Annotated in this window: 16 protein-coding genes and 1 rRNA gene; 13 read left to right on the top strand and 4 right to left on the bottom strand. The window is 62.8% G+C overall.

All coding sequences use genetic code 11. From position 1 onward, the window contains the following. The first annotated feature begins 183 nt into the window (after window positions 1–183). From rrf to BM315_RS20640, 4 genes are all read left to right on the top strand, one after another. Window positions 184–299, top strand: a 5S ribosomal RNA gene (rrf, locus tag BM315_RS20625). Window positions 300–450: 151 nt separating this feature from the next. Beyond that, window positions 451–1,110 (top strand): paraquat-inducible protein A, encoded by a 660-nt coding sequence (locus BM315_RS20630; protein ID WP_090505011.1) that lies wholly within the window; start codon window positions 451–453, stop codon window positions 1,108–1,110. Continuing rightward, window positions 1,097–1,720: a paraquat-inducible protein A gene (locus BM315_RS20635; protein ID WP_090505013.1), complete on the top strand. Its 624-nt coding sequence runs from the start codon at window positions 1,097–1,099 to the stop codon at window positions 1,718–1,720. Before BM315_RS20630 ends, BM315_RS20635 begins: the two co-directional genes overlap by 14 nt. Continuing rightward, window positions 1,713–4,016 carry a PqiB family protein gene (locus BM315_RS20640; protein ID WP_090505016.1) on the top strand — a complete coding sequence of 768 codons (2,304 nt, stop codon included), beginning with the start codon at window positions 1,713–1,715 and terminating at the stop codon, window positions 4,014–4,016. The genes BM315_RS20635 and BM315_RS20640 overlap by 8 nt, the downstream gene beginning before the upstream one ends. 45 nt (window positions 4,017–4,061) lie before the next feature. Here the strand turns inward: BM315_RS20640 and mksF are convergent, their stop codons facing one another. The 3 genes from mksF to mksB all read right to left on the bottom strand — a co-directional run bounded on the left by mksF (window position 4,062) and on the right by mksB (window position 8,888). Continuing rightward, on the bottom strand, window positions 4,062–6,881 hold the full coding sequence (mksF, locus tag BM315_RS20645) for an Mks condensin complex protein MksF (RefSeq protein WP_090505019.1): 2,820 nt from the start codon (window positions 6,879–6,881) through the stop codon (window positions 4,062–4,064). Next, the gene (mksE, locus tag BM315_RS20650; RefSeq protein WP_090505022.1) at window positions 6,878–7,573 is read right to left on the bottom strand and encodes an Mks condensin complex protein MksE; all 696 of its coding nucleotides are present in this window, start codon (window positions 7,571–7,573) and stop codon (window positions 6,878–6,880) included. The genes mksF and mksE overlap by 4 nt, the downstream gene beginning before the upstream one ends. A 76-nt stretch (window positions 7,574–7,649) precedes the next feature. Next, entirely contained in the window at window positions 7,650–8,888 is a 1,239-nt protein-coding gene (gene mksB / locus BM315_RS20655; protein ID WP_090505025.1) for an Mks condensin complex protein MksB, read from the bottom strand. 238 nt (window positions 8,889–9,126) lie between these two features. Between mksB and BM315_RS20660 the strand changes: the two genes are divergently transcribed. From BM315_RS20660 to BM315_RS20705, 9 genes are all read left to right on the top strand, one after another. Then, a complete protein-coding gene (locus BM315_RS20660; protein ID WP_090505028.1) occupies window positions 9,127–9,735 on the top strand; it encodes a hypothetical protein in 609 nt (202 codons plus the stop codon). A 312-nt stretch (window positions 9,736–10,047) separates the two neighbouring features. Further along, window positions 10,048–11,145, top strand: a complete 1,098-nt coding sequence (locus BM315_RS20665) for a carboxynorspermidine decarboxylase (protein ID WP_090505031.1) — start codon at window positions 10,048–10,050, stop codon at window positions 11,143–11,145. 30 nt (window positions 11,146–11,175) lie between these two features. Next, window positions 11,176–12,420 (top strand): saccharopine dehydrogenase family protein, encoded by a 1,245-nt coding sequence (locus BM315_RS20670; RefSeq protein ID WP_090505035.1) that lies wholly within the window; start codon window positions 11,176–11,178, stop codon window positions 12,418–12,420. A gap of 352 nt (window positions 12,421–12,772) precedes the next feature. Continuing rightward, the gene (locus BM315_RS20675) at window positions 12,773–14,320 is read left to right on the top strand and encodes a 2-isopropylmalate synthase (protein ID WP_090505038.1); all 1,548 of its coding nucleotides are present in this window, start codon (window positions 12,773–12,775) and stop codon (window positions 14,318–14,320) included. Next, the gene (locus BM315_RS20680; protein ID WP_090505041.1) at window positions 14,317–15,093 is read left to right on the top strand and encodes an energy transducer TonB; all 777 of its coding nucleotides are present in this window, start codon (window positions 14,317–14,319) and stop codon (window positions 15,091–15,093) included. Before BM315_RS20675 ends, BM315_RS20680 begins: the two co-directional genes overlap by 4 nt. Window positions 15,094–15,159: 66 nt before the next feature. Next, the gene (gene rimI, locus BM315_RS20685; RefSeq protein WP_090505045.1) at window positions 15,160–15,612 is read left to right on the top strand and encodes a ribosomal protein S18-alanine N-acetyltransferase; all 453 of its coding nucleotides are present in this window, start codon (window positions 15,160–15,162) and stop codon (window positions 15,610–15,612) included. Window positions 15,613–15,941: 329 nt separating this feature from the next. After that, window positions 15,942–16,586 carry a carbonate dehydratase gene (gene can, locus BM315_RS20690; RefSeq protein WP_090505048.1) on the top strand — a complete coding sequence of 215 codons (645 nt, stop codon included), beginning with the start codon at window positions 15,942–15,944 and terminating at the stop codon, window positions 16,584–16,586. Between the two features lie 4 nt (window positions 16,587–16,590). After that, window positions 16,591–17,505 (top strand): DMT family transporter, encoded by a 915-nt coding sequence (locus BM315_RS20695; protein ID WP_090505104.1) that lies wholly within the window; start codon window positions 16,591–16,593, stop codon window positions 17,503–17,505. A 997-nt stretch (window positions 17,506–18,502) separates the two neighbouring features. After that, a complete protein-coding gene (locus tag BM315_RS20705; RefSeq protein ID WP_090505054.1) occupies window positions 18,503–19,219 on the top strand; it encodes a response regulator transcription factor in 717 nt (238 codons plus the stop codon). Window positions 19,220–19,494: 275 nt separating this feature from the next. Here the strand turns inward: BM315_RS20705 and BM315_RS20710 are convergent. Continuing rightward, window positions 19,495–21,278 (bottom strand): DUF5801 repeats-in-toxin domain-containing protein (locus BM315_RS20710; RefSeq protein ID WP_244527345.1); only part of this gene is annotated, 1,784 nt, incomplete at its 5' end.

Raw genomic sequence — 21,278 nt, forward strand, 5'->3', positions numbered from 1 at the left:
TAACCCATACTAATTGCCCGTGAGGCTTGACCATATAACACCCAAACAATTTGCTGTTTGTGTGTCAGACGTAAAGACCGCAACGAACCGAAAATTTGCAAGACACGTATTACCGTCTATCACAGACCCATTTTGGCGCAGCGTACCGCTCGATCAGAGCAGCACGATGCACCACCCGAATTGCTTGACGACCATAGAGCGTTGGAACCACCTGATCCCATCCCGAACTCAGTAGTGAAACGACGCATCGCCGATGGTAGTGTGGGGTTTCCCCATGTGAGAGTAGGTCATCGTCAAGCTTCTAAAACCAAACCCCCCATCTGCTCGCGCAGGTGGGGGGTTTGTCTTTGCGCAGGGAAAATCCTGATGCGCAGGGGGCAAGCCTTTGATAGGCAACTAATACAGCGCGTGGCTATGATGCCTAGGCGTATTTCTATCAGAGTTCTTCCTATGCCCGATTCGGCACTCTCTGAAGCACTTTCCGAGCTGGAGCTTGAGCAGCTGATTGCCTGCCATGAATGTGATCTGCTGATGCGCAAACCGCCTGCCGATCAGGGCGAACGAGTGGAATGCCCGCGCTGTGGCTACGAGTTGTACACCCATCGTCAGCAGGTGGCACGCCGCAGCATGGCGTTGGTGATCGCCGCTTTGCTGTTGTACGTGCCGGCAAATTTTCTACCGATCATGCAGCTCAATCTGCTTGGCCAGGCAAATGATGACACGGTATGGAGCGGTGTACTGGGGCTGTATAACAGCGGTATGCAGGGCATCGCTGTGGTGGTGTTTCTTTGCAGCATGGCGGTGCCCCTGCTCAAGTTGCTCTGTCAGTTCGCCGTGCTGCTGAGCATTCGTCTGAATATTGGTCGCAGTTATGGCTTGCTGCTCTACCGCATCTATCACCACCTGCGCGACTGGGGCATGCTCGAAGTCTATCTGATGGGCATTCTGGTGGCGCTGGTCAAGTTGGCCGACCTGGCCGAAGTGACCTTGGGTCTTGGCTTATTGTGTTTTATTGCTTTGCTATTGGTGCAGGTGTGGCTGGAGGTGACCATGTCGCCCCATCAGATCTGGGAAGCCTTGTCCGGGGAGGATGAACATGCGGGCGATTGATGCCGGCGTGCTGATTTGCCATGAGTGTCATCAACTCAACCGGCTGCAGAGCGACGCGGGCAAGCAGTTCTGCAGCCGTTGTGGGGGGCGGTTGCATGCGCGGCGGCCGAATAGCCTGGTGCGTACCTGGGCCTTGCTGCTGACGGCGGCGATTCTGTATATCCCGGCTAATCTGCTGCCGATCATGACGGTCAAGTCCCTCGGCAAGGGTCAGTCGGATACCATCATGTCGGGTGTAATCGAGTTGGTTAACTACGGCATGCTGCCGATTGCCGCCGTGGTATTTATCGCCAGCATTCTGGTACCTACCTTCAAGCTGGTGGGGATCGGCCTGCTGCTGTATTCGGTGCAACGCCATCAGCCGATGTCGGCGCGCCAGCGCATACTGATGTACCGCTTTATCGAGTGGATTGGCCGCTGGTCGATGCTGGATATTTTTGTCATCGCCATTCTGGTGGCGGTGGTCAACTTCGGGAGCCTGGCGAGTATCGAGCCTGGTGCCGGTGCCGTCGCCTTCGCCAGCGTGGTGATTCTGACCATGTTGGCCGCTTTGACCTTTGACCCTCGTTTGATTTGGGATAACACGGACTCGGATGATGACCATGAATGATTTGCCGATGGCCAAGGTGCGGCCTGCTTCGAACTGGTCGGCTATTTGGGTATTACCACTGATTGCCCTGCTGATTGGCGGCTGGCTGGGCTGGCGTGCCTACAGCACGGCAGGTATCGAGATCCAGGTGATTTTCGAGAGTGGCGCGGGCATCCAGGCGGGCAAGACCGAAGTGATTTACAAGGGGATGCCAATCGGCAAGGTACTCACGTTGATCCTGGACGACAGCGGCGAGAAGCGCGGCGTAATCGCCACCATCGAAGTGGACAAGGAAGTCGAGCCGCACCTGCTTACGGGTACCCGGTTCTGGCTGGTCAAGCCGAGTGTCAGCCTGGCCGGGATTACTGGCCTGGATACCCTGGTCTCGGGCAACTACATCACAGCCAGTCCGGGCGACGGTGAGCCGACCCGTGTATTCACCGCCCTCAGTGAGGCGCCACCGCTGGCGGACACCGAGCCGGGGTTGCACCTGACCCTGAAGGCCGAACGTCTCGGCTCGTTGGGCCGCGACAGCCCGGTGTTCTACAAACAGATCCAGGTGGGACGAGTGAAAAGCTACGCGCTGGCTAAGGACCAGAGCACGGTCGAGGTAAAGCTGTTTATCGAGCCGGCCTATGCCAGCCTGGTGCGTAAACATACGCGCTTCTGGAACGCCAGCGGCGTCAGCATCGATGCCGATCTGTCGGGCTTCAAACTACGTAGCGAGTCATTGGCCAGCATTGTGGCCGGAGGGATCGCCTTCGCCACGCCGGAGCACCGCGGCGACAGCCCGCCGACCGACCCGAGCATCCCGTTTCGTCTCTACGAGGATTTCGATTCGGCCCAAGCCGGTATCAGGGTGATGGTCAAACTGACCGATTTCGAGGGGTTGCAGGCGGGGCGCACGCCGGTACTGTACAACGGCATCCAGGCCGGCACCTTGAAGACTCTGAAAGTAAACGATGACCTCACCGGGGCCTCCGCTGAGCTGACCCTCGATCCGCGTACCGAAGACCATCTGGTCGAGGGCACCGAGTTCTGGGTGGTCAAGCCCTCGATCTCGCTGGCCGGTATCACTGGCCTGGAAGCCTTGGTGAAAGGCAACTACATCGCCATTCGGCCAGGAGAGAAGGGCGGGGCGGCCAAGCGCGAGTTCGAGGCGCGGCCCAAGGCGCCGCCGTTGAACCTGGATGCGCCAGGCCTGCACCTGGTGCTGTTCAGCGACAACCGCGGCTCGCTGGAGGTCGGCAGCCCGATCCTCTACCGTCAGGTGAGGGTCGGTTCGGTGCAAAGCGTGCAGTTGTCACGCAACCGCCAGCGGGTAGCGTTCGGTGTGCATATCGAGCCGGAATATACCTCTCTGGTGAACAGCAGCACGCGCTTCTGGAACGCCAGCGGTATCACCCTGCGCGGCGGTCTGTCCGGGGTCGAGGTGAAGAGCGAGTCGCTGCAGACCCTGTTGGCCGGCGGTATCGCCTTCGACACCAGTGACCTGGAGGCGCCGGTCGCGGCCAGGCGGGTGCAGCGCTTCAACCTGTACGAGAGTCGCGAAAGCGCCCTGCAAAGTGGCCAGGCGATCACCATCCGCTTGCCGCGCGGCGATGGCCTGAGCCCGGGTACGGCAATTCGCTACAAGGGCCTGGAGGTCGGCAAGGTCGAAAGCATCGATCTGAGCGATGACCTGCAAAGCGTCATCCTGCATGCCCGGATCACCCAGGCCACCCAGCAGATCGCTCGCACCGGCACGCAGTTCTGGGTGGTCAGGCCCGAGGTCAGCCTGACGCGGGCGGCCAACCTGGAAACCCTGGTCAGCGGCCAGTACCTGGAAGTGCTGCCGGCGGACAAGGCGGCAAGCAAGCAAACCGACTTCGTTGCCCTGGACGAGCCGCCGAATCAGGCGTTGCGCGAGCTCGGCCTGCGTCTGGTGCTCAGTGCGGCGCGGCGCAATTCGCTGAAGCCAGGTGTGCCGGTGACCTACCGCGAGGTGCAGGTAGGCAAGGTGACCAATTTCGAGCTCGGTCCGAGCGCCGACCGGGTGTTGATCCACATCCTCATCGAGCCCCGCTATGCCGGCCTGGTGCGCACCGGCAGTCGCTTCTGGAACACCTCCGGTATCGGTGTCGAGGCTGGCCTGTTCAAGGGCGTGAAGGTGCGCAGCGAGTCCCTGGAAACCTTGATCGCCGGCGGCGTCGCCTTCGCTACCCCGGAGCTGGAACAGATGGGCGCGCAGGCCAGGCCGGGACAGACCTTCGCCCTGTTCGACGAGCCGCAGGACGAATGGCTGCTCTGGGCGCCGAAAATCGCTTTGCCTGAATAGCACAAGGGCCGCGATTGCGGCCCTTGGCGTCACTGCTTGGCGGATTCAGGCCGGTTCGGCGCAGGCCTCTGACCTGGCCGTCTCCCGGCGCTGGATGTATTTCCAGTCTGCTTCGTCGATATAGATACCGTTCGGCCCGCTGCCGCCTTCCAGGTCGATGGCGACGTGGGCTGAGACCTGCGGCTTGACCGAGGCGAGGATCGGCACGAAGCCCAGCTGCAGGCTGGTCTCGATCAGCGCCTGCTGGTTGCGCTCGTCGATGTCCGCCGCCTCGTCGAGGTAGTAGGGTAGGCGGATACGCCCGGCCTGCTCGCGGTCCATCAGGTGCAGCAGCAGGTACATGTTGGTCAGTGCCTTGATGGTCATGGTGGTGCCGTTCGACGCCGCGCCGTCGATGTCGGTGTGGATCACTGGTTGACCATGCACCTTGGTGATCTCGAAGGCCAACTCGAACAAATCCTTCAGACCCAACTGGTTATGGTTGGCGGCGACCAGGCGCGCCAGATATTCCTTGGCTTCCTCGTTCTTGCTGTCCTGCTCGCTGCTCTGCTGCAGGTCGAATACCGACAGGGTTTCGCCTTGTTCGTACTGGCCGGCACTGTAGATGATCTGGTCGATGTGCTTGAGCGCGTCCTTGTTCGGCGCCAGGACGATACGGAAGCTCTCCAGGTTGGAGACCTGGCGCTTGTTGATCTCGCGGTTGAACAGGGCCAGCTGGTGTTCCAGGTTGTCGTAGTCACTGCGGATGTTGCGCAGGGTGCGGGCGATATCGGTGACCGCGGCGCGGCGCGCCTTGACCAGAGTCAGCGCTTCGTCCTGGCGGTGCGCGTAGGCGTTGACCAGCAGGTGCAGGCGGCGTTCGACGTTGTCTTCGCTGTCGAACTTGGCCACACCTTTCAGGCGCACCTGGGCATACAAGGCGTCGATTTGTCCGTCGATCCGCTGCAGGCTCTGCCAGGCGTCCTGATAGTCGTTGAGCAGGGGCAGCAGGTTGTCCAGCGAGTCGTCCAGCGGATCGGTAAAGGGCGTGCCGAACGGCAGATTGGCCGGCAGCAACTGGCGGCGGCGTAGCGCGTCTTCCAGGGTGCGCTGCTTGGCTTCCAGGTCGGCCAACTGACGGCCGACCAGTTGCAGCTTGGCGGACAGCTGTTGCACCCGCTCGGTAAAGGCGTCGCTGCTGCGCTTGAGCTCGTCTTGGGCGGCTTCCAGTTGCGCCAGCTGCTCCAGCTTGGCGTTTTCTTCCACCGCCAGGGTCTGGCTGCGGCGGAAATCTTCCAGCGCTTTCTGCGCATCCAGCACGGCCTGGTACAACTGTTCGGATTGGGCCTTACTGGCGGCGCGGTTGGCGGCTACCGCTTGCTGGGTTTTCAGCTGTTTGTATTCGCGCTCGAGACGGTCTTTCTGGTCGCGCAGCGCCGCGCGGTCTGCCAGAGCCTGGAGTGCCGGAGGCTCGATATGCGAGAGGTCGATGGACAGGCCGGGCACTTCGAAGTGCTCGCCCTTGAAGCCGTCGAGAATCGCTTCCAGGGATTTTACCCAGGCGTCGCCATCTGCCACCTGGATGCCTTTGTCGCCGAGCGGCAGGCTGAACAGCTGACCGTTGAACAGGCGCATCAAACGGTCGACATCGGCCTGGCTGAATTCCTCGCGCAGGCGTGAGTAGCTGTTGTTATCGGCGTGGTCGAGTTGCTGCTTGACCGACTTCAGACGTTTGTCCAGATCGCGCAGGCGCTCGTCGAGGTCTTCGCTGGAGAACTGCCGCGACTGTGCCAGGGCGCCAGCGAGCTCGTCATGGGCATCTTTGGCGGCGAGCAGTTGCGCTTCGAGCACCTGCACGTCGCTGACCAGGGCGAAACGGTTCTTCAGTACTGCCAGCTCGCCGAGCCAGCGCTGAATTTCGCTGATCTCGCGCTCCATGCGCATCAGCTCCTGGGTACCGCCGCGCTGTTCGTGCTGCAAGCCATCCTGTTCGCCGCGGTAATGCTCGGCCTGGATCACCAACTCTTCCTTGCGCGCACCGGCATAGTCCTGCCAGGTACCGAGCAGGCTGTCGAGTAGTGGCGACAGGCGATGCAGCTTGCCGCGCAGCTGTTCGCGCTGGGCCACGCCGGCGGCCAGCGCCTCGATCAGCGGGCCGGCGCTGACCAGGGCTTGGTAGTCCTGTTCCATGCGCCGCACATCGCGAAAGGCCTCTTCTGTGGCGGCGATATAGTCGACGCTGCCCGAGCGCAGGCTGTGCTCGAAGGCATCGAGGAATAGTTGCTTGAGCTTGGCCGCGGTGATCTCGCGCATATGCAGCAGATTGATAAACAGGGCCCGGAAGGTCTTCAGGCTCTGTTCGCTGGTCGAGCGCAGCGGGATCAGGGTCAGGTCCAGCGGGATCGATGTGTGCCCGCCGACCAAGAGGCGGCGCAGTTCCTCCGGCTTCAGTTCATAGGCCTTGATGCCCTCGCGTTCCAGGGCGCTGAACAACTCGCGCTGACGCAGGCAGGTGCCGTTCTTCTGGTAGTGGGCCAGGTCCAGCTCGCCCTGGTAGGCGAAGAACTGGTGACCGAAGCCGCCGCCCGGCCCGCGTCCGGCCACGCCTATCACATGAGGGCCGTGGGGCAGGGCGACTTCGACGAGGATGTAGCTGGTGTCGGTGGCGAAGTAGAACTTGCGCGACTGCTCCAGGCTGTACTTGCCGAAGCTCATGTCCGACATGCGCGCCAGAATCGGGAATTGCAGGGCGTTGATCGAGGCGGATTTACCCAGGTTGTTGGCGCCGTATACTGACAGCGGGTTTTCGAGGGGAAACAGACCGAGGCTGTAGCCGGCGGTGTTCAGCAGGGCGAAGCGGCGGATGCCGTAGCGTTCCTGGCTCATGCGTCTATCTCCTGTACGGCGCGTTCTTCGGCCGTGGCACGGGCCAGGGCGTCTTCTTCGGATTCGTCGGCATCCGCCTCGGCGAGGCTGATGATCTCGTCTTCGGTTTCATCGTCGAGCAGCACCGGCGTCGGCAGCGGCAACGCGCTGTGCAGCGTCGCGGCCAGGTCGCGGTCCTGCTGCACGCTGAGGCAGACATCGAGGAAGCGATGCATGGGCGCGAGGAAGCGGTAGATGCCGTGTTCCTCGCTGGCAAAGCCGAGTTGGGTTAGCCGACGCATGACTTTTTCTTCCAGTTCCTCGATGGTGGTGACTTCGGCCTGGAGGAACAGGTCGCGGTACTTGTCGAGCAAAGCCGGCAATTCGTCGCGGCCGAGGCTGCCGCCGTCGAGCACCGCCAGCGGGTCGCGGCCCTGGTCGGCCAGGTGCTCGACCAGGATGAAGGTGAACAGCGCCAGGCGTTGCGCGGTCTTGTTGACCTGAGCACCCATCTGCTCGGGAACGAAATAGTAGAAGCCGCGGCTATCGCAGACCAGCTCATAGCCGAGCGCCTTGAACAGGGCGCGGTACTGGTCCTGCTGGTTGGACAGCTGGGCGTAAAGCTCCGGGTCGCGGCGGCTGACGTGATAACCCTTGAACAGCTCGCGGAAGATCGGCGCCAGTTGGGTGAGTTCTTTCAGGTCGATATTCATGGCAATCCATTGAGCGCGTTATGCGTAGGGTGCGCCGTGCGCACCATGAATTAGGTTGCGGTGCGCGCAGCGCACCCTACGGAATGGTTCGGAGCAAGGTGAACGAGCTCAGGCTGAGCCGATGCTCGGCCGTCAGGTACTCGCGGCGTTCCAGGCGCTCGCGCTGGAAGCGCGCGTCACGCGACAGGCGCGAGAACCAATACAGCAGTTCGTCGGTAGCGCCTTCGGGCTCCTGCGCCAGCAGCCAGGTCATCAAATCCGGCAGCGGCAACGCCTGTTCGCAGCGTTCGAGCATCTCGCGGGCGGTGCGTGGCGCCCGCGGTGCTTCGCCCTTGCGCGCAGTGCTGGCCTTGGGGAATTGCGCCGGCTTCGGCTCGAAGCGGGCCAGGGCATAGACATAGGCCTCGACCTGCGACGCGGTACCGAGAAAGGTGCTCTGCGGCCGACTGAATAGCGGTAAGGATGCCTGCGGCACCGCATCCAGACCTTTACGGCGGATCGTCGCCAGGGCCAGGGCCGCGCCACGGGTCACCGCATTGTGCCGGCGCGCCTCCTCACGCAGCGGCAGCAGCAGCTCGCGGGCGCGGCGCAGGGTCAGTTGGGCGGTGGTCTGCATCTCCAGGATGCGCGCGTGGGTGCGCAGCAGCAGGTCGTCGTCGACCAGCTGGCCGAGGCGCTGCTGTTCGCCGAGCAGGCGCAGCAGCACGTGCTCGACGCGATAGACGCCCTGCTCGAAGGCGCCGTCGGCGGCGACCAGCTGGATCATCGGCTCGACGTATTCGTCCCAGGTCGCCAGCACCTCGGCGTAACGCTGGCGCAGCGGGATCTGCCGGTCGCTGGTCTTGGCCCGCTCGGCCACGGCGACCAGCGCCTGTTCGTCGTTGGCCAGCTTCTTCAGCACGTCACGCACGCGCATATCGAGCAGGCGCAGCTGACGGGTCAGGTCGGCGGCGTCGCGTACCTCGAAGGCGTCCTTGATATAGCCGGCCAGGCGCTCGAGGTGACGCAAATAGGCCTCAATCTCCAGGCACAGGCCCAGGCGGTGTTCGCGGCGTAGGTAGGCGAGGAAGTCGTGGATCTGCGCGTTCAGCTCGAAGCGGTTGGGGCTCTTGGCCACCGGCACCAGGATGTCCAGGCGGATCCACTGGTCGAGCAGCGCGGTAATATCCACCGGCGTGCTCTCCGGCAACTGCGCCGTCAGCTGTTTACGCAGCTCGATCAGGCTCAGGGTGCCGCTATCGAAGCGCTCGCAGAGCGGTTCGAGCAGCGTCCAGTGTTCGGCAAGGGCGCGCAGTACGCGCTTGGGATCGATCATCGAAGGCCGGTCGCTCAATCGGGGAAAAACGCCGATTGTACTGCATCGACCGGCAATCGATTGAGCCTGAACCGATCGGAGGCGCTTTGTTGGTGCAGGTGACGCAATGCGGCAGTTTGCGCCCGCCGCAGTCGTTGGCAGATTAGCTGGATGCGCTGGAAGCCCCATTCAAGTGACTGAATTTGCTGGCATGTTTTCTGCGAGAGCAGATCAACCCCCCCCAACTGGGATCGAACCTATGCCGTCCACTTCCGCCGCCTATGTCGATGCCTGTTGGCGCGAGTTGCAGGATCAGCGTGACCTGGACTGGGATCTCGACGCCATCACCGACCGTCGCGAGGCAATTGCCTTCCTGCAGCGCTTCGAGAACCGCTTGTGTGTCTATTCGGCTTATGCGGCAACGCTCTACAGCAGCTACAGCTTCGTGGCGCCGCCGAGCGATCATGGCGACATCACCATCCTCCCGGACGAGCGCTGCTGGAGCGAGACCTTCCATGACATCCCGGCCCATGCGGTAGAACCCACCGGTATCCATATCCTGCCGGGCGAAACCCTGGGTTACGCCGGTCTCTACCTGAAAGTCCCCAGTGAGAATCGCTTGGTCGCGTCCAAGGAACTGCCGTTTCAGGATGGTCTCAGGTTGTTGATCCAGCGCTACCGGTCCAGGGGCGAGGCGTTCCTGCCAGTGTTGATCAAGGAGGATCTGCGCGGGTTCGAGGCGCGCATGCCGGCGTTGCACCTGCACCGTATCAACCCGCTCCAGCTGGTGCACTGCTCGCCGCCGAGTATCTGCGCGATCAAGGGGGCAATTGCCCGGCACCTGCTCGGCTTGTTTCGTCAAGGCTGAGGCGCTTGGGCTCGCAGTAACCTGCACCTGAGCCGTCTGTATGGCACATTGTCGTCATCAATTGGTCATCCCTGCTGTTTACCCTGTCTGGCGCCCACAACCATAGGCTACGGGCGCTCCAGCTGGACTGCGGCCGGCCGGCGCTTGCAATTAAGCGTCGCCAGCGGTCGGTTGTCGGACGAAATATCCCCATTGCTCTTTCGATATTCGCCGGTAATCGGCACAATTCGCCTCCACTTTTTGGGGAGGGGGTCGGCACTGCTGATTTCCTGCCGGCCGACCTTGTATAGCACTCAGGGCATAGACACGCAGATGATCAAGACGCCGTACTACCTCATCGACAAGCAAAAGCTGCTGGGCAATCTCGAGAAGATCGCCTATGTGCGCGAGCAGTCCGGCGCCAAGGCGCTGCTGGCGCTCAAGTGCTTCGCCACCTGGTCGGTGTTCGACTTGATGCAGCAGTACATGGACGGCACCACCTCGTCGTCGCTGTACGAGCTCAAGCTCGGTCGGCAGAAGTTCGCCGGCGAAACCCACGCCTACAGCGTGGCCTGGGCCGACGACGAAATCGACGAGATGCTGGTCAACTGCGACAAGATCATCTTCAACTCGATCGGCCAGCTCGAGCGCTTCGCCGAGGCGTCCGCCGGCAAGGTGCGCGGCTTGCGGGTCAATCCGCAGGTGAGCAGCTCCGATTACCTGCTGGCCGACCCGGCGCGCCCGTTCAGCCGCCTCGGCGAGTGGGACCCGGAAAAGATCGCCGGGGTGATGGATAAGATCTCCGGCTTCATGTTCCACAACAACTGCGAGAACGCCAGCTTCGAGCTGTTCGAGCAGATGCTCGGCACCATCGAGGAGCGTTTCGGCCATCTGCTGCATCAGGTGCAGTGGGTCAGCCTCGGTGGCGGCATCCACTTCACCGGTGAAGGCTACCCGCTGGATCGCTTCTGCGCGCGCCTGAAGACGTTCGCCGACACCTATGGCGTGCAGGTTTATCTGGAGCCGGGCGAGGCGGCCATCACCCTGAGCGCCTCCCTGGAAGTCACGGTGCTCGACACCCTGTTCAACGGCAAGAATCTGGCCGTGGTCGACAGCTCCATCGAAGCGCACATGCTCGATCTGTTGATCTACCGGCTCGATGCCAAGATGGCCCCCTCAGGCGGCGAGCACAGCTACATGGTGTGCGGCAAATCCTGCCTGGCCGGCGACATCTTCGGCGAATACCAGTTCGATCGTCCGCTGGCCATCGGCGATCGACTGTCGTTTCTCGACGCAGCGGGTTACACCATGGTCAAGAAAAACTGGTTCAACGGCCTTAAAATGCCGTCTATTGCAGTGCGACAGCTCGACGGCAGCGTCGAGGTGGTTCGTGAATTTGGTTTTGACGACTACCTGTCCAGCCTTTCCTGAAGGCCGGCGGTTAAAGGAGGTACACAGAAATTGAAGAAGAATGTTCTGATCATTGGTGCAGGAGGTGTCGCCAAGGTGGTGGCCCACAAGTGCGCGCAGCACAACGACGAACTTGGTCGTATTGCCATCGCGTCGCGCAACATCTCCAAATGCCAGGCCATCATCGACAGCGTCCAGGCCAAAGGCAGCCTCAAACAGCCGGCCGAAATCCAGGCCTACGCCTTGAATGCGCTGGATATTGAAGCAACCAAGGCACTGATCCGCGAGACCGAATCGCAGATCGTCATCAATGTCGGCTCGGCCTTCCTCAATATGTCGGTGCTGCGCGCCTGCATGGACACCGGCGCCGCCTACCTGGACACCGCCATCCACGAAGAACCGGGCAAGGTCTGCGAAACGCCGCCCTGGTACGGCAACTACGAGTGGAAGCAACTGGCCGAATGCCAGGAAAAAGGCGTGACCGCCATCCTCGGCGTCGGTTTCGATCCGGGTGTGGTCAATGCCTATGCCGCACTGGCGCAACAGCAGTACTTCGACAGCATCGAGTCGATCGACATCCTCGACGTCAACGCCGGTTCCCACGGCAAGTACTTCGCCACCAATTTCGATCCGGAAATCAATTTCCGCGAATTCACCGGGCAAGTCTGGAGCTGGCAGAACAGCCAGTGGACCAGCAACAAGATGTTCGAGGTCAAACGCACCGACGACCTGCCGGTGGTCGGCGAACAGAATCTGTACCTGACCGGGCATGACGAAGTGCATTCCCTGTCCAAACACCTGAACGTGCCCAATGTGCGCTTCTGGATGAGTTTCGGCGAGCACTACATCAATGTGTTCACCGTGCTGAAGAATCTCGGCCTGCTTTCCGAGCAGCCGGTGAAAACCGCCGAAGGCCTCGAAGTGGTGCCGCTGAAAGTGGTCAAGGCCGTGCTGCCGGACCCGGCCTCGCTGGCCCCGGGCTATAGCGGCAAGACCTGCATCGGTGACCTGGTCAAGGGCCGTAAGGACGGCCAGCCGGTCGAGTTGTTCATCTACAACGTCGCCGACCACGCCGATGCCTATGCCGAGACCGACAGCCAGGGCATCTCCTACACCGCCGGGGTACCGCCGGTCGCCGCCGCTCTGCTGGTCGCCCGTGGCGACTGGGACGTGGCGCGCATGGCCAACGTCGAACAGCTGCCGGCCGAACCCTTCCTCAAGCTGCTCGATGTAATGGGCCTGCCGACCCGGATCAAGGACGCCAACGGCGACCGCCCCTGGGATCAAGCCCTCTGATCGGCTGCGCGTCGGCCCTGCTGCGTTAAAAACAGGCTCAGAATGCTCATGTACAAAAGTACACTCCGCTTCTTCGCCTGTTTTTTGCCTTGCAGGACTCTAGCTCGCTCAATCAGACCGTAGGATGGGTTGAGCGCAGTGATACCCATCAGTGGTAAAGGCTCTATCCAAGCCCAGCGCCCGCCATTTGGCGGGCGTTTTGTTTCCGGCTCCGTGGGAGGGGCTTTAGCCGCGACGCTGCGCAGGCGTGCGCCGCGCTTCCCGCCCGGCGCATTTCACGCGACAATCACAGCCTATCGACATGGGCCCCGATGCCGGGCCTGTGCTTCTGCGCATCCGTGAGGAAACCAGCATGAGCAGCAACGACCGCGTCATCATCTTCGACACCACGCTGCGCGATGGCGAGCAGAGCCCCGGCGCCTCCATGACCGGTGAAGAGAAGCTGCGCATCGCCAAGGCTCTGGAGCGCTTGCGTGTCGACGTGATCGAGGCCGGCTTCGCCATCGCCAGCCCGGGCGACTTCGCCGCGGTCAAGGCGATTGCCGACGCCATCAAGGACAGCACCGTGTGCAGCCTGTCGCGCGCCCTCGACGCCGACATCGACCGCGCCGCCGAAGCGCTGGCCGGCGCCAACTCCGGGCGTATCCACACCTTCATCGCCACCAGCCCGATCCACATGCAGTACAAGCTGCGCATGCAGCCGGATCAGGTGGTCGAGCAGGCGGTGCATGCGGTCAAGCGCGCGCGCAACCTGTGCAGCGATGTCGAATTTTCCTGCGAAGACGCCGGGCGTTCGGAAATCGATTTCCTCTGCCGCATCATCGAAGCGGCGATCGATGCCGGCGCGCGCACCATCAACATTCCGGATACCGTCGGTTACGCGATTCCGCACCAGTACGCTGACATGATCCGGCAGTTGCTCGAACGCGTTCCCAATGCCGACAAGGCGGTGTTCTCCGTGCACTGCCATAACGATCTGGGGCTGGCCGTGGCCAACTCTCTGGCCGCCGTGGTGGCCGGTGCCCGGCAAGTGGAGTGCACCATCAACGGCCTCGGCGAGCGTGCCGGCAACGCCGCGCTGGAAGAGATCGTCATGGCGATCAAGACCCGCGCAGACCTGCTCGGCGTGCACACCCGCATCGACACCCCGCACATCCTCAGCACCTCGCGCATGGTCTCCGGTATCACCGGCTTCCCGGTGCAACCGAACAAGGCCATCGTCGGCGCCAACGCCTTCGCCCATGAATCGGGTATTCACCAGGATGGCGTGCTCAAACACCGGGAAACCTACGAGATCATGTCCGCCGAGTCGGTTGGCTGGAATGCCAACAAGATGGTCATGGGCAAACATTCCGGGCGCGCGGCGTTTCGCTCGCGGCTGGAGGAGTTGGGTATCGTCCTGGCTGGCGAGGGCGAACTGAATGCCGCCTTTGCCCGTTTCAAGGATCTGGCCGACAAGAAGCACGAAATCTTCGACGAAGACCTGCAGGCGCTGGTTTCCGACAGCCTGAGCGCCGAAGCCCCCGAGCACTTCAAACTGCTGAGCCTGGAAGTGGCGAGCAAAACCGGCGAAGTGCCGCAGGCGCAGATCGTGGTCAGCGTCGCTGGCCAGGAGCGCAGGGCGACCGCGCAAGGCTCCGGTCCGGTGGACGCGACTTTCAAGGCCATCGAGTCGATTGCCAGTTCGCAGGCCAGCCTGCAACTGTACTCGGTCAACGCCATCACCGAAGGCACCGACTCCCAGGGCGAAGTCACCGTGCGCCTGGAAAAGGCCGGGCGCATCGTCAATGGCAATGGTGCCGACACCGACATCCTGGTGGCGTCGGCCAAGGCCTATATCAATGCCCTCAACCTGATGCAGGCCGGGCACAAGGCGCATCCGCAGGTGGCTGACGTTTGATTGCAGAGCTGCGGCGTCGTGCCTATCTGAGTGCCATGCAGGTGGCCAGCTGGCTGCCGCGCGTGGAACTGCCTTTTGCCGCGCCCTCGCGCCCGGAGCTGCTGCAGCCGCCGGAGCCGGAGGTGCCGGCCGCTGCGCCCGCCAGCGAGCCTGTGCTGCCGAGCAGGCCCGAGCCGCTGGTCGAGCGGCCGAGGATCGAGGTGCCGCGGCCCGGCAGCGTTCCGCGTAACGCCAAAGCGGACGCCGCCGCTGAGGCAGAGACAGTCGTAGCGGCCAAGCCACTGGCTGCACCGCCGCCGCGTTTTGCCCTGCAGCTGTTGCGCGCCGGCGACTGCGCCCTGCTGGTCGAACTGCCCACCGGCGAGCCCTTGCAGGGGCGCGATCCGGCCTACCTGCTGCTCAAGGACCTGCTGCGCGCCGCCGGCCTGCCGGACAGCCCGCAACTGGTCGGTGAGCCGGTACGCTGGCCATTGCTGGCGCGCGGTAGCATGGATCAGGGGCCGCAGGCAGCACTGGATTACGTACAGAGCTTTGTCGCCGCGCGCCTGGAACAACAGCAACCCTGCACCTGCCTGTGGCTGGTCGGCTTGCCGGCCATCCGCTTCGCCGGCGACGCCGATGCCGAGGCCTACAACCGCGAGTTGCAGGTCGACGGCCTGGGTGCGGCCTGGGCGCTGCCGGGGTTGGAGTTGCTGATGGACGAGCCGCTGCGCAAGGCCGAGCTGTGGCAAGCCATGCGCCGGGTGCGGCAACGCTGGCTGGCAACCTCTTGAGCACGTCGAGTATTGCCTGGTCTGCGCCCCTTCGCCCATGTATCAACCGCCTGTTGAGTCCCCCGAATGAGTGATGCGATTTCTTTCCGTCCGATGACCGAGGCGGATATCGAGGCCGTGCTGAAGATCGAGTACGCCGCGTTCAGCCATCCCTGGACCCGCGGCATCTTCCTCGACAGCCTCAAGTCCTACGATTGCTGGGTGATGTTCGAGGGGCAGCAGCAGGTCGGCCACGGCGTGATCAACGTGATCATCGACGAGGCCCATCTGCTCAATATCACCATCAAGCCGGAGAGCCAGGGTCGCGGCTTCGGCTTGCTGCTGCTGGAGCGCTTGATGCAACGCGCCATGGAACTCAGGGCTGGCGAATGCTTCCTCGAAGTGCGCGCCAGCAACCAGTCGGCCTATCGCCTGTACGAGCGTTACGGTTTCAATGAAATCGGCCGGCGCCGCGATTACTACCCGGCTGTGGGTGGCCGCGAAGATGCCCTGGTGATGGCCTGTACCCTGATCGACTGAGCCTGGCATCCGTCGTTTGGCGGATGCCTCTTCGTGGCCCGGATTGCATCCGGGGGTAATGTCGCGCAACGTGTGGGAGGCGCGACCCCGCGGCGAATGCAGCCCGCAGGGCTGCCCAGTTATCGCCTGGCGTGCGCAGGCTAAGAGCTCGCCCCGAGGTCGGGCCGCCCACAGAACTACAATCCGGGCCTGCCCATAAACGCAGGATCTGGGCCGCGCACTACTCTGGGGGCAGTGGGGACGCCGACTGTGACCGCAACGCCAAGCGGCTTGTCAAAGGCCACATGCGCTCCGTATGGTGCGCTTCGGCATTATAGGGAGCAGACGACATGAGCGACTTACAACACCTCTTCGACAACAACGCGCGTTGGGCCGAGGCGATCAATCAGGAAGACCCGACCTTCTTCGCCAAGCTGGCCCGCCAGCAGGCACCGGAGTACCTGTGGATCGGCTGCTCCGATGCACGGGTGCCGGCCAATGAGATCGTCGGCCTGTTGCCGGGCGACCTGTTCGTCCATCGCAATGTCGCCAATGTGGTGTTGCACACCGACCTCAACTGCCTGTCGGTGATCCAATACGCGGTCGACGTACTCAAGGTCAAGCACATCCTGGTCACCGGTCACTATGGCTGCGGCGGTGTGCGTGCCTCCATGCAGGACGCCCAGTACGGTCTGATCGATGGCTGGCTGCGGACCATCCGCGATTTGTATTACGAACACCGCGAGCACCTGGCGCAACTGCCGAGCGAGGAGGAGCGGGTCGACCGCCTGTGCGAGCTCAACGTGATCCAGCAGGTGGCCAACGTCAGCCACACCACTATCGTGCAGAACGCCTGGCATCGCGGCCAGGAGCTGTCGGTGCACGGCTGCATCTACGGGATCAAGGACGGCCGCTGGAAGAACCTCAACGTCACCGTCAGCGGCATCGAACAGCTGCCGCCGCAATACCGCCTGCGCCCGCTCGGCCAGAGCTGAGGTGCTGCACAGTTCGCGCAGCCTGGCCACGCTCGGCCTGCTGCTGGCGGTGCTCTGCTGGTCGGGCAATGCCCTGGTGGCGCGCGCCTTTTCCGGCGAAATCCCGCCCTTGGCCCTGTCGTTCTGGCGCTGGTGCCTGGCCCTGAGCCTGCTGCTGCCCTTCGTCCTGGCGCCGCTGTGGCGCCATCGTCCGCAGCTGCGTGCGGCCGGCTGGCGCCTGCTGGTGCTCGGCGGCCTGGGCATCGCCGGCTACAACTCGATGCTCTACAGCGCCGCGCAGACCACTGCGGCGATCAACATCACCCTGGTCAACACCTGCCTGCCGCTGATGACCTTTATCGGCGCCGGTCTGCTGCTCGGCGAATGGCCGCAACGCCGCGCCTGGTGGGGCCTGGGCCTGGCGGCGGTCGGTCTGCTGGTGCTGATTACCCGCGGTAGCTGGGCGACCCTGACGACGCTGTCGTTCAATCGCGGTGACCTGATCATGCTCCTGGCCGTGGCCGACTGGGCGCTGTATTCGCTGCTATTGCGGCGCTGGGCCAGCTATCTGCTGCCGATCCCGGCGCTGGCCCTGCTCGGCATGCTGATGCTGCTCGGCGTGCCGCTGATCCTGCCGTTCTATCTCTATGAGCTGAGCCAGGGCGCGCGCTTCGCCGTCACCCCAGGCAACCTCGGCGCCATCGCCTACACGGCTGTGTTCGCCTCGCTGGTCGCCTACCTCGCCTGGAACCACGGCGTACGCGTGCTCGGCGCGGCCAGGGCGGCACTGTCCAACTACCTGATGCCGGTGTTCACCGCCGTACTCGGCTGGCTGCTGCTGGGCGAAGGCCTGCAGGCCTTCCACTGGCTGGGCGGCGGGCTGATCTTCGCCGGGCTGCTGCTGGGTACGCAGATGGGCGTCAAACGCGCTGAACGGTAGGCTGGATTTCCGTCCCGTGGATAGCCGCGCAGCGTTGTCCACCGGTTGCGTCGGATGGCTATGTAGTTACGGATGAGTCAGGCCGCGTAGGTTGAGCGTAGCGATAGCCATCGGCTGTTCGTCGGCGAAGGGGCGCGGCGTGCTGGTTGAACTGCCTTAACCCGCGCATGAGTCCTGCAATCGCCTGCATGGTTGCCACCGGGCCGGCTCTTGGTGGCAGGGGTCTTGGTCGCGAAGCTTTGCTTTATGTAGTGCACCCGCCGCTTTTGCATGAGTCTCACGTCTTGGTTTACTCGCGTCGCTCGCCCTTCGGGCCAGCCTGCGGCTGTTACTTCGCTGCGGCGAGTCACTTCGGGCAATCGCCCGGCCGGCCCCGTCAAAAGTAACCAAGAGGGCTTGCACCACCGTCTCTACCGCGAGCCTCTTTTCACCCTTCCTTTCTCTTATCGGGTGGCGCGGTGATACGAGGCTTGTCGGGAAGTTGACGATATCGGTGCTCTTGTGCTTTCAAGTCCTCCATTCGTCGGTTAATTGACGATTTCGGTTGAGGGCAGAGTTTGCCCGCAGGTCGCCCGTGGCGAGCCTAAGACCTTGATTTCCGAGGGGTGGTGGCACCCCATGGGAACATAGGCCGGGCTACCCATGCGGGGCTTGAGCCGGCGACTGGCGGATGAGGGGGCTGACAGCGCGCCGGGCTGACCTAGACTCAGTTCACCGGCAAGCGGCTGCACATCATTATCATGCTCAAGTTATTGATAACTATTCATATTTTGCCGTCTCGCTGTCTCGCTGTGTTTGCTCGGTTTTTGGAGGCGTCCGCAATCCCTGCCGGTGCAGCGGGTGAAACCCTGGTCGCCAATACCCGGGCGGGCACCGCCAATGCCTGTAGGCGCTCGCATCTGTCCTTCAATCGCGCTGGCCAGATGAGCGAGTTGCCGACCCTGGAAGGCCAGCGGGCAGTGGCCAAAGTTCATTTTTCAAGGGAGCGAAGAAGCTAATGTCGTCCCGCAGAAAACCGATCCAGGTGATGCTGATCGATTGTCGTCCCCTCGTTCTCACGGGGCTTCACGACCTGATCAATGCCAGGAAGCCCCGGATGGAAGTGTGCGCTCAGGCCACGTCCTATACCCGGGCGCTGGATCTCGCCGATCAGCTGAGTCCCGATGTCATTTTTTTCAGTTTCTTTCCGGATGCGCTGAACCCGCTGAAGGTCATCGCAGGGCTGACCCGCAACGCCGAAATGAAAGTGCTGGTGCTCAAGGGGCTGTACGAAGCCGTTCCCGTTGCCCGGGCGATAGAGGCGGGCGCTCGCGGTATAGTGCTGGCGGAAGACCCGACGGAGTCGATCATTCAGGCCGTCATCAAGGTCCACCATCGCCACAACGGACTGGGTAGAGCCTGGGCCAGCGGGCTTTCCGGCTATGCCGCGACCGGGCATATACCCTTGAAATGCAATCTGGAACAGGCGAAACAGGCGCAGCTGACGCTACGTGAGAGGGAACTGATTCGTGCCATCGTGGGGGATCCGTCCGCCAAATACATGAGTATTGCCGGGCGTCTGGGCATTAGCGAGCACACCGTGCACAACCACCTCAGCAACATCTATCACAAGCTCAATCTCATCAACCGCGTCGACTTGCTGATGTATGCACTGAAACACGGGCTCACCAACAACGACGAACCGCCCGAGTCCGTGTGGGTGGAATTGGACTGAGCTTTACGCCAAAACAAGATCTGACACCCCGTTGGGGCGCCCAGGCCGTCGCCCTGGTTGTCGGTGGCCTGCCGCAGGGTGTCCGGGTTGAGGGGAATGTCGTCTCGTTGTTGCCTGCCGCGTGAACCTGTAGGCACGCCGCCGCGCTCTTCAATTCTCGTGGTGCCCGCGAACCCACAGCGGATGTGATCGTGCGGATCGCATAGCGGAACTGCCAGAAGCAATGCGAGGGTGGTTTCCACGCCACCCTCGCATCCGTTCACGCGTGCGATGCCTCAGGCAATGACAATGTCGTTGGCCTCAAGGGCGACCCCGACCACGGTGATGGTGGTTGTTTGCCCGCCCGACTCCTCAACCGTCACGATGCTGTCGTCGCCGATGTAGTCGATCGGTTGGGCGACGGCGTTCTGGTCGCCGATGAGCACCAGCGTGTCGCGCAGACCGGGGCTCGCATTCGCATCGAAGCCGGTGACCTGGTACAGGTTCTCGACGCCTGACAGATCGATGTTGAAGGCATCCTGCTCATCGTTCGTACCAACCAGCGAGTAGTCGAACAGCGCGTCGACCGGATCGTTGGCGAACAGCTTGGCGTCGAAGCTACTGCTCGCCTTGTCCCCATCGCCGTCCGTCAGCGTCGCGCTGAACGCCAGCTGGATATCGCTGGCCAGGTTCTCGGTCGCCTGGATGAACTCGATCACCGGGATCTTGATCGTGCCCAGGCCCATCGTCAGCTGAACGGCGTCGATCAGCCTGCTGCCCTCCGTCTCGACGAGGAAGGACATCTGGCCTCCGGCCTCTGCGGTCAGGTCGGCGGCTTCAACCTTGATCTGAGCCGAGCTCGGTTCGTCAGCGTAGAAGATCCGGTAGTACAGCTCTTCCGTTGCCGGGTTGTAGCCTTGCACCGAGTTGTCGATGAAGACTTTCATGCCCGTCAACAGGGTCTCCGGGTTGATGACGAAACTCTCGTCGCCGGCATTGATGCCGGCCGTGCCGTTGCCGTCCAGGTTGTTGTTGCCGATGCCGATGCCGGAGGTACTGACGTTCATGTTCGCGCTGCCGAGGAAAGCAAACCCGCCGCTCTCTATCTGCGCTTCGGTGAGGTCGGGCGCTCCCGGCCCGATGGCGGTCAATATGTCACTGGCGGAGGTGGTCGCGTTGACGCCAAAGAAGACAATCTCCTCGGATGGCGAAGGAATGGTTGGTGGGTTCTGCGGCGGGATCAACAAGGTGCGTACCGGGTCGGGACCGCCGGCGCCGAGCGAGCCGTCGGCGCTGCTGAGGACGATTTCCGAGCTGAAGCCTTGCACCAGATCCAGCGCATAGGTGCCATCGGTAAAGGCGGTCAGCGTGAAGTCGATGCTGGGATCATCCTCCACCCCGTTGTTGTTGAAATCGCCGCTCAGGGTCCCGGCGAACTGGTATGCACCAGTGCCATCCGGTGAGGGCGTCTGCTCGGTGAGCGTGCCGCTCCCCTCCACGGTCGTGCTGTCGGGCCTGACCAGGGTGACACTCTCCAGCGCAATATCCAGCCCGGCCGCACCCAGCCCGTCGGCACCGGCCGCCATGTTCCAGAAGCCGTATTGCGCAAGAGTGGTGCCGGTGCCGATCAGGTTGCCGAAGGCCAGCGCCGGGCCGTCGTCCTCGAACTTGAAGGCGTCACCGATGTTGCGCGTCGCCGTGGCGGTGTCGCCATCGCCGTCGGTGACGGTGGCCGTCAGTGTCACCAGATTGGCCGCCAACAAGCCTGCCGCGGACGCGCCGGTCTCAAGCGGGTCGAGCGGATCGTCGTGCACCAGCGCACGGTTCTGGGTCAGCGTCACGTTGCCGGTATTGGCCACCACCGCGATGGTGAGCGCCACGGCCCCGGCCGCATTGGCAGCGCTGGCGGTGCCGACCCGGCCGACGACCGCGCCGCCTTCCAGGAACAGGTAGATCTTGTTGCCCGACAGGGTGTCCACCAGGCCGCTGTCCACGCCATTCAGTGCGCTTACGCCGAGCGTGTAGGTGATCGCATCGGCGTCCTGGACGTCGTCGTCGTCGCTGTCCTTGAAGCCGTCCT

Origin of the sequence: Pseudomonas borbori, from assembly GCF_900115555.1 — a bacterium.
Lineage (GTDB): Bacteria > Pseudomonadota > Gammaproteobacteria > Pseudomonadales > Pseudomonadaceae > Aquipseudomonas > Aquipseudomonas borbori.

What these genes read in the sequence shown, in the direction of transcription:
- BM315_RS20630 (WP_090505011.1), top strand. Translation starts at nt 451, where the DNA reads ATGCCCGATTCGGCACTCTCTGAAGCACTTTCCGAGCTGGAGCTTGAG.
- BM315_RS20635 (WP_090505013.1), top strand. Translation starts at nt 1,097, where the DNA reads ATGCGGGCGATTGATGCCGGCGTGCTGATTTGCCATGAGTGTCATCAA.
- BM315_RS20640 (WP_090505016.1), top strand. Translation starts at nt 1,713, where the DNA reads ATGAATGATTTGCCGATGGCCAAGGTGCGGCCTGCTTCGAACTGGTCG.
- mksF (WP_090505019.1), bottom strand. Translation starts at nt 6,881, where the DNA reads ATGAGCCAGGAACGCTACGGCATCCGCCGCTTCGCCCTGCTGAACACC.
- mksE (WP_090505022.1), bottom strand. Translation starts at nt 7,573, where the DNA reads ATGAATATCGACCTGAAAGAACTCACCCAACTGGCGCCGATCTTCCGC.
- mksB (WP_090505025.1), bottom strand. Translation starts at nt 8,888, where the DNA reads ATGATCGATCCCAAGCGCGTACTGCGCGCCCTTGCCGAACACTGGACG.
- BM315_RS20660 (WP_090505028.1), top strand. Translation starts at nt 9,127, where the DNA reads ATGCCGTCCACTTCCGCCGCCTATGTCGATGCCTGTTGGCGCGAGTTG.
- BM315_RS20665 (WP_090505031.1), top strand. Translation starts at nt 10,048, where the DNA reads ATGATCAAGACGCCGTACTACCTCATCGACAAGCAAAAGCTGCTGGGC.
- BM315_RS20675 (WP_090505038.1), top strand. Translation starts at nt 12,773, where the DNA reads ATGAGCAGCAACGACCGCGTCATCATCTTCGACACCACGCTGCGCGAT.
- rimI (WP_090505045.1), top strand. Translation starts at nt 15,160, where the DNA reads ATGAGTGATGCGATTTCTTTCCGTCCGATGACCGAGGCGGATATCGAG.
- can (WP_090505048.1), top strand. Translation starts at nt 15,942, where the DNA reads ATGAGCGACTTACAACACCTCTTCGACAACAACGCGCGTTGGGCCGAG.
- BM315_RS20705 (WP_090505054.1), top strand. Translation starts at nt 18,503, where the DNA reads ATGTCGTCCCGCAGAAAACCGATCCAGGTGATGCTGATCGATTGTCGT.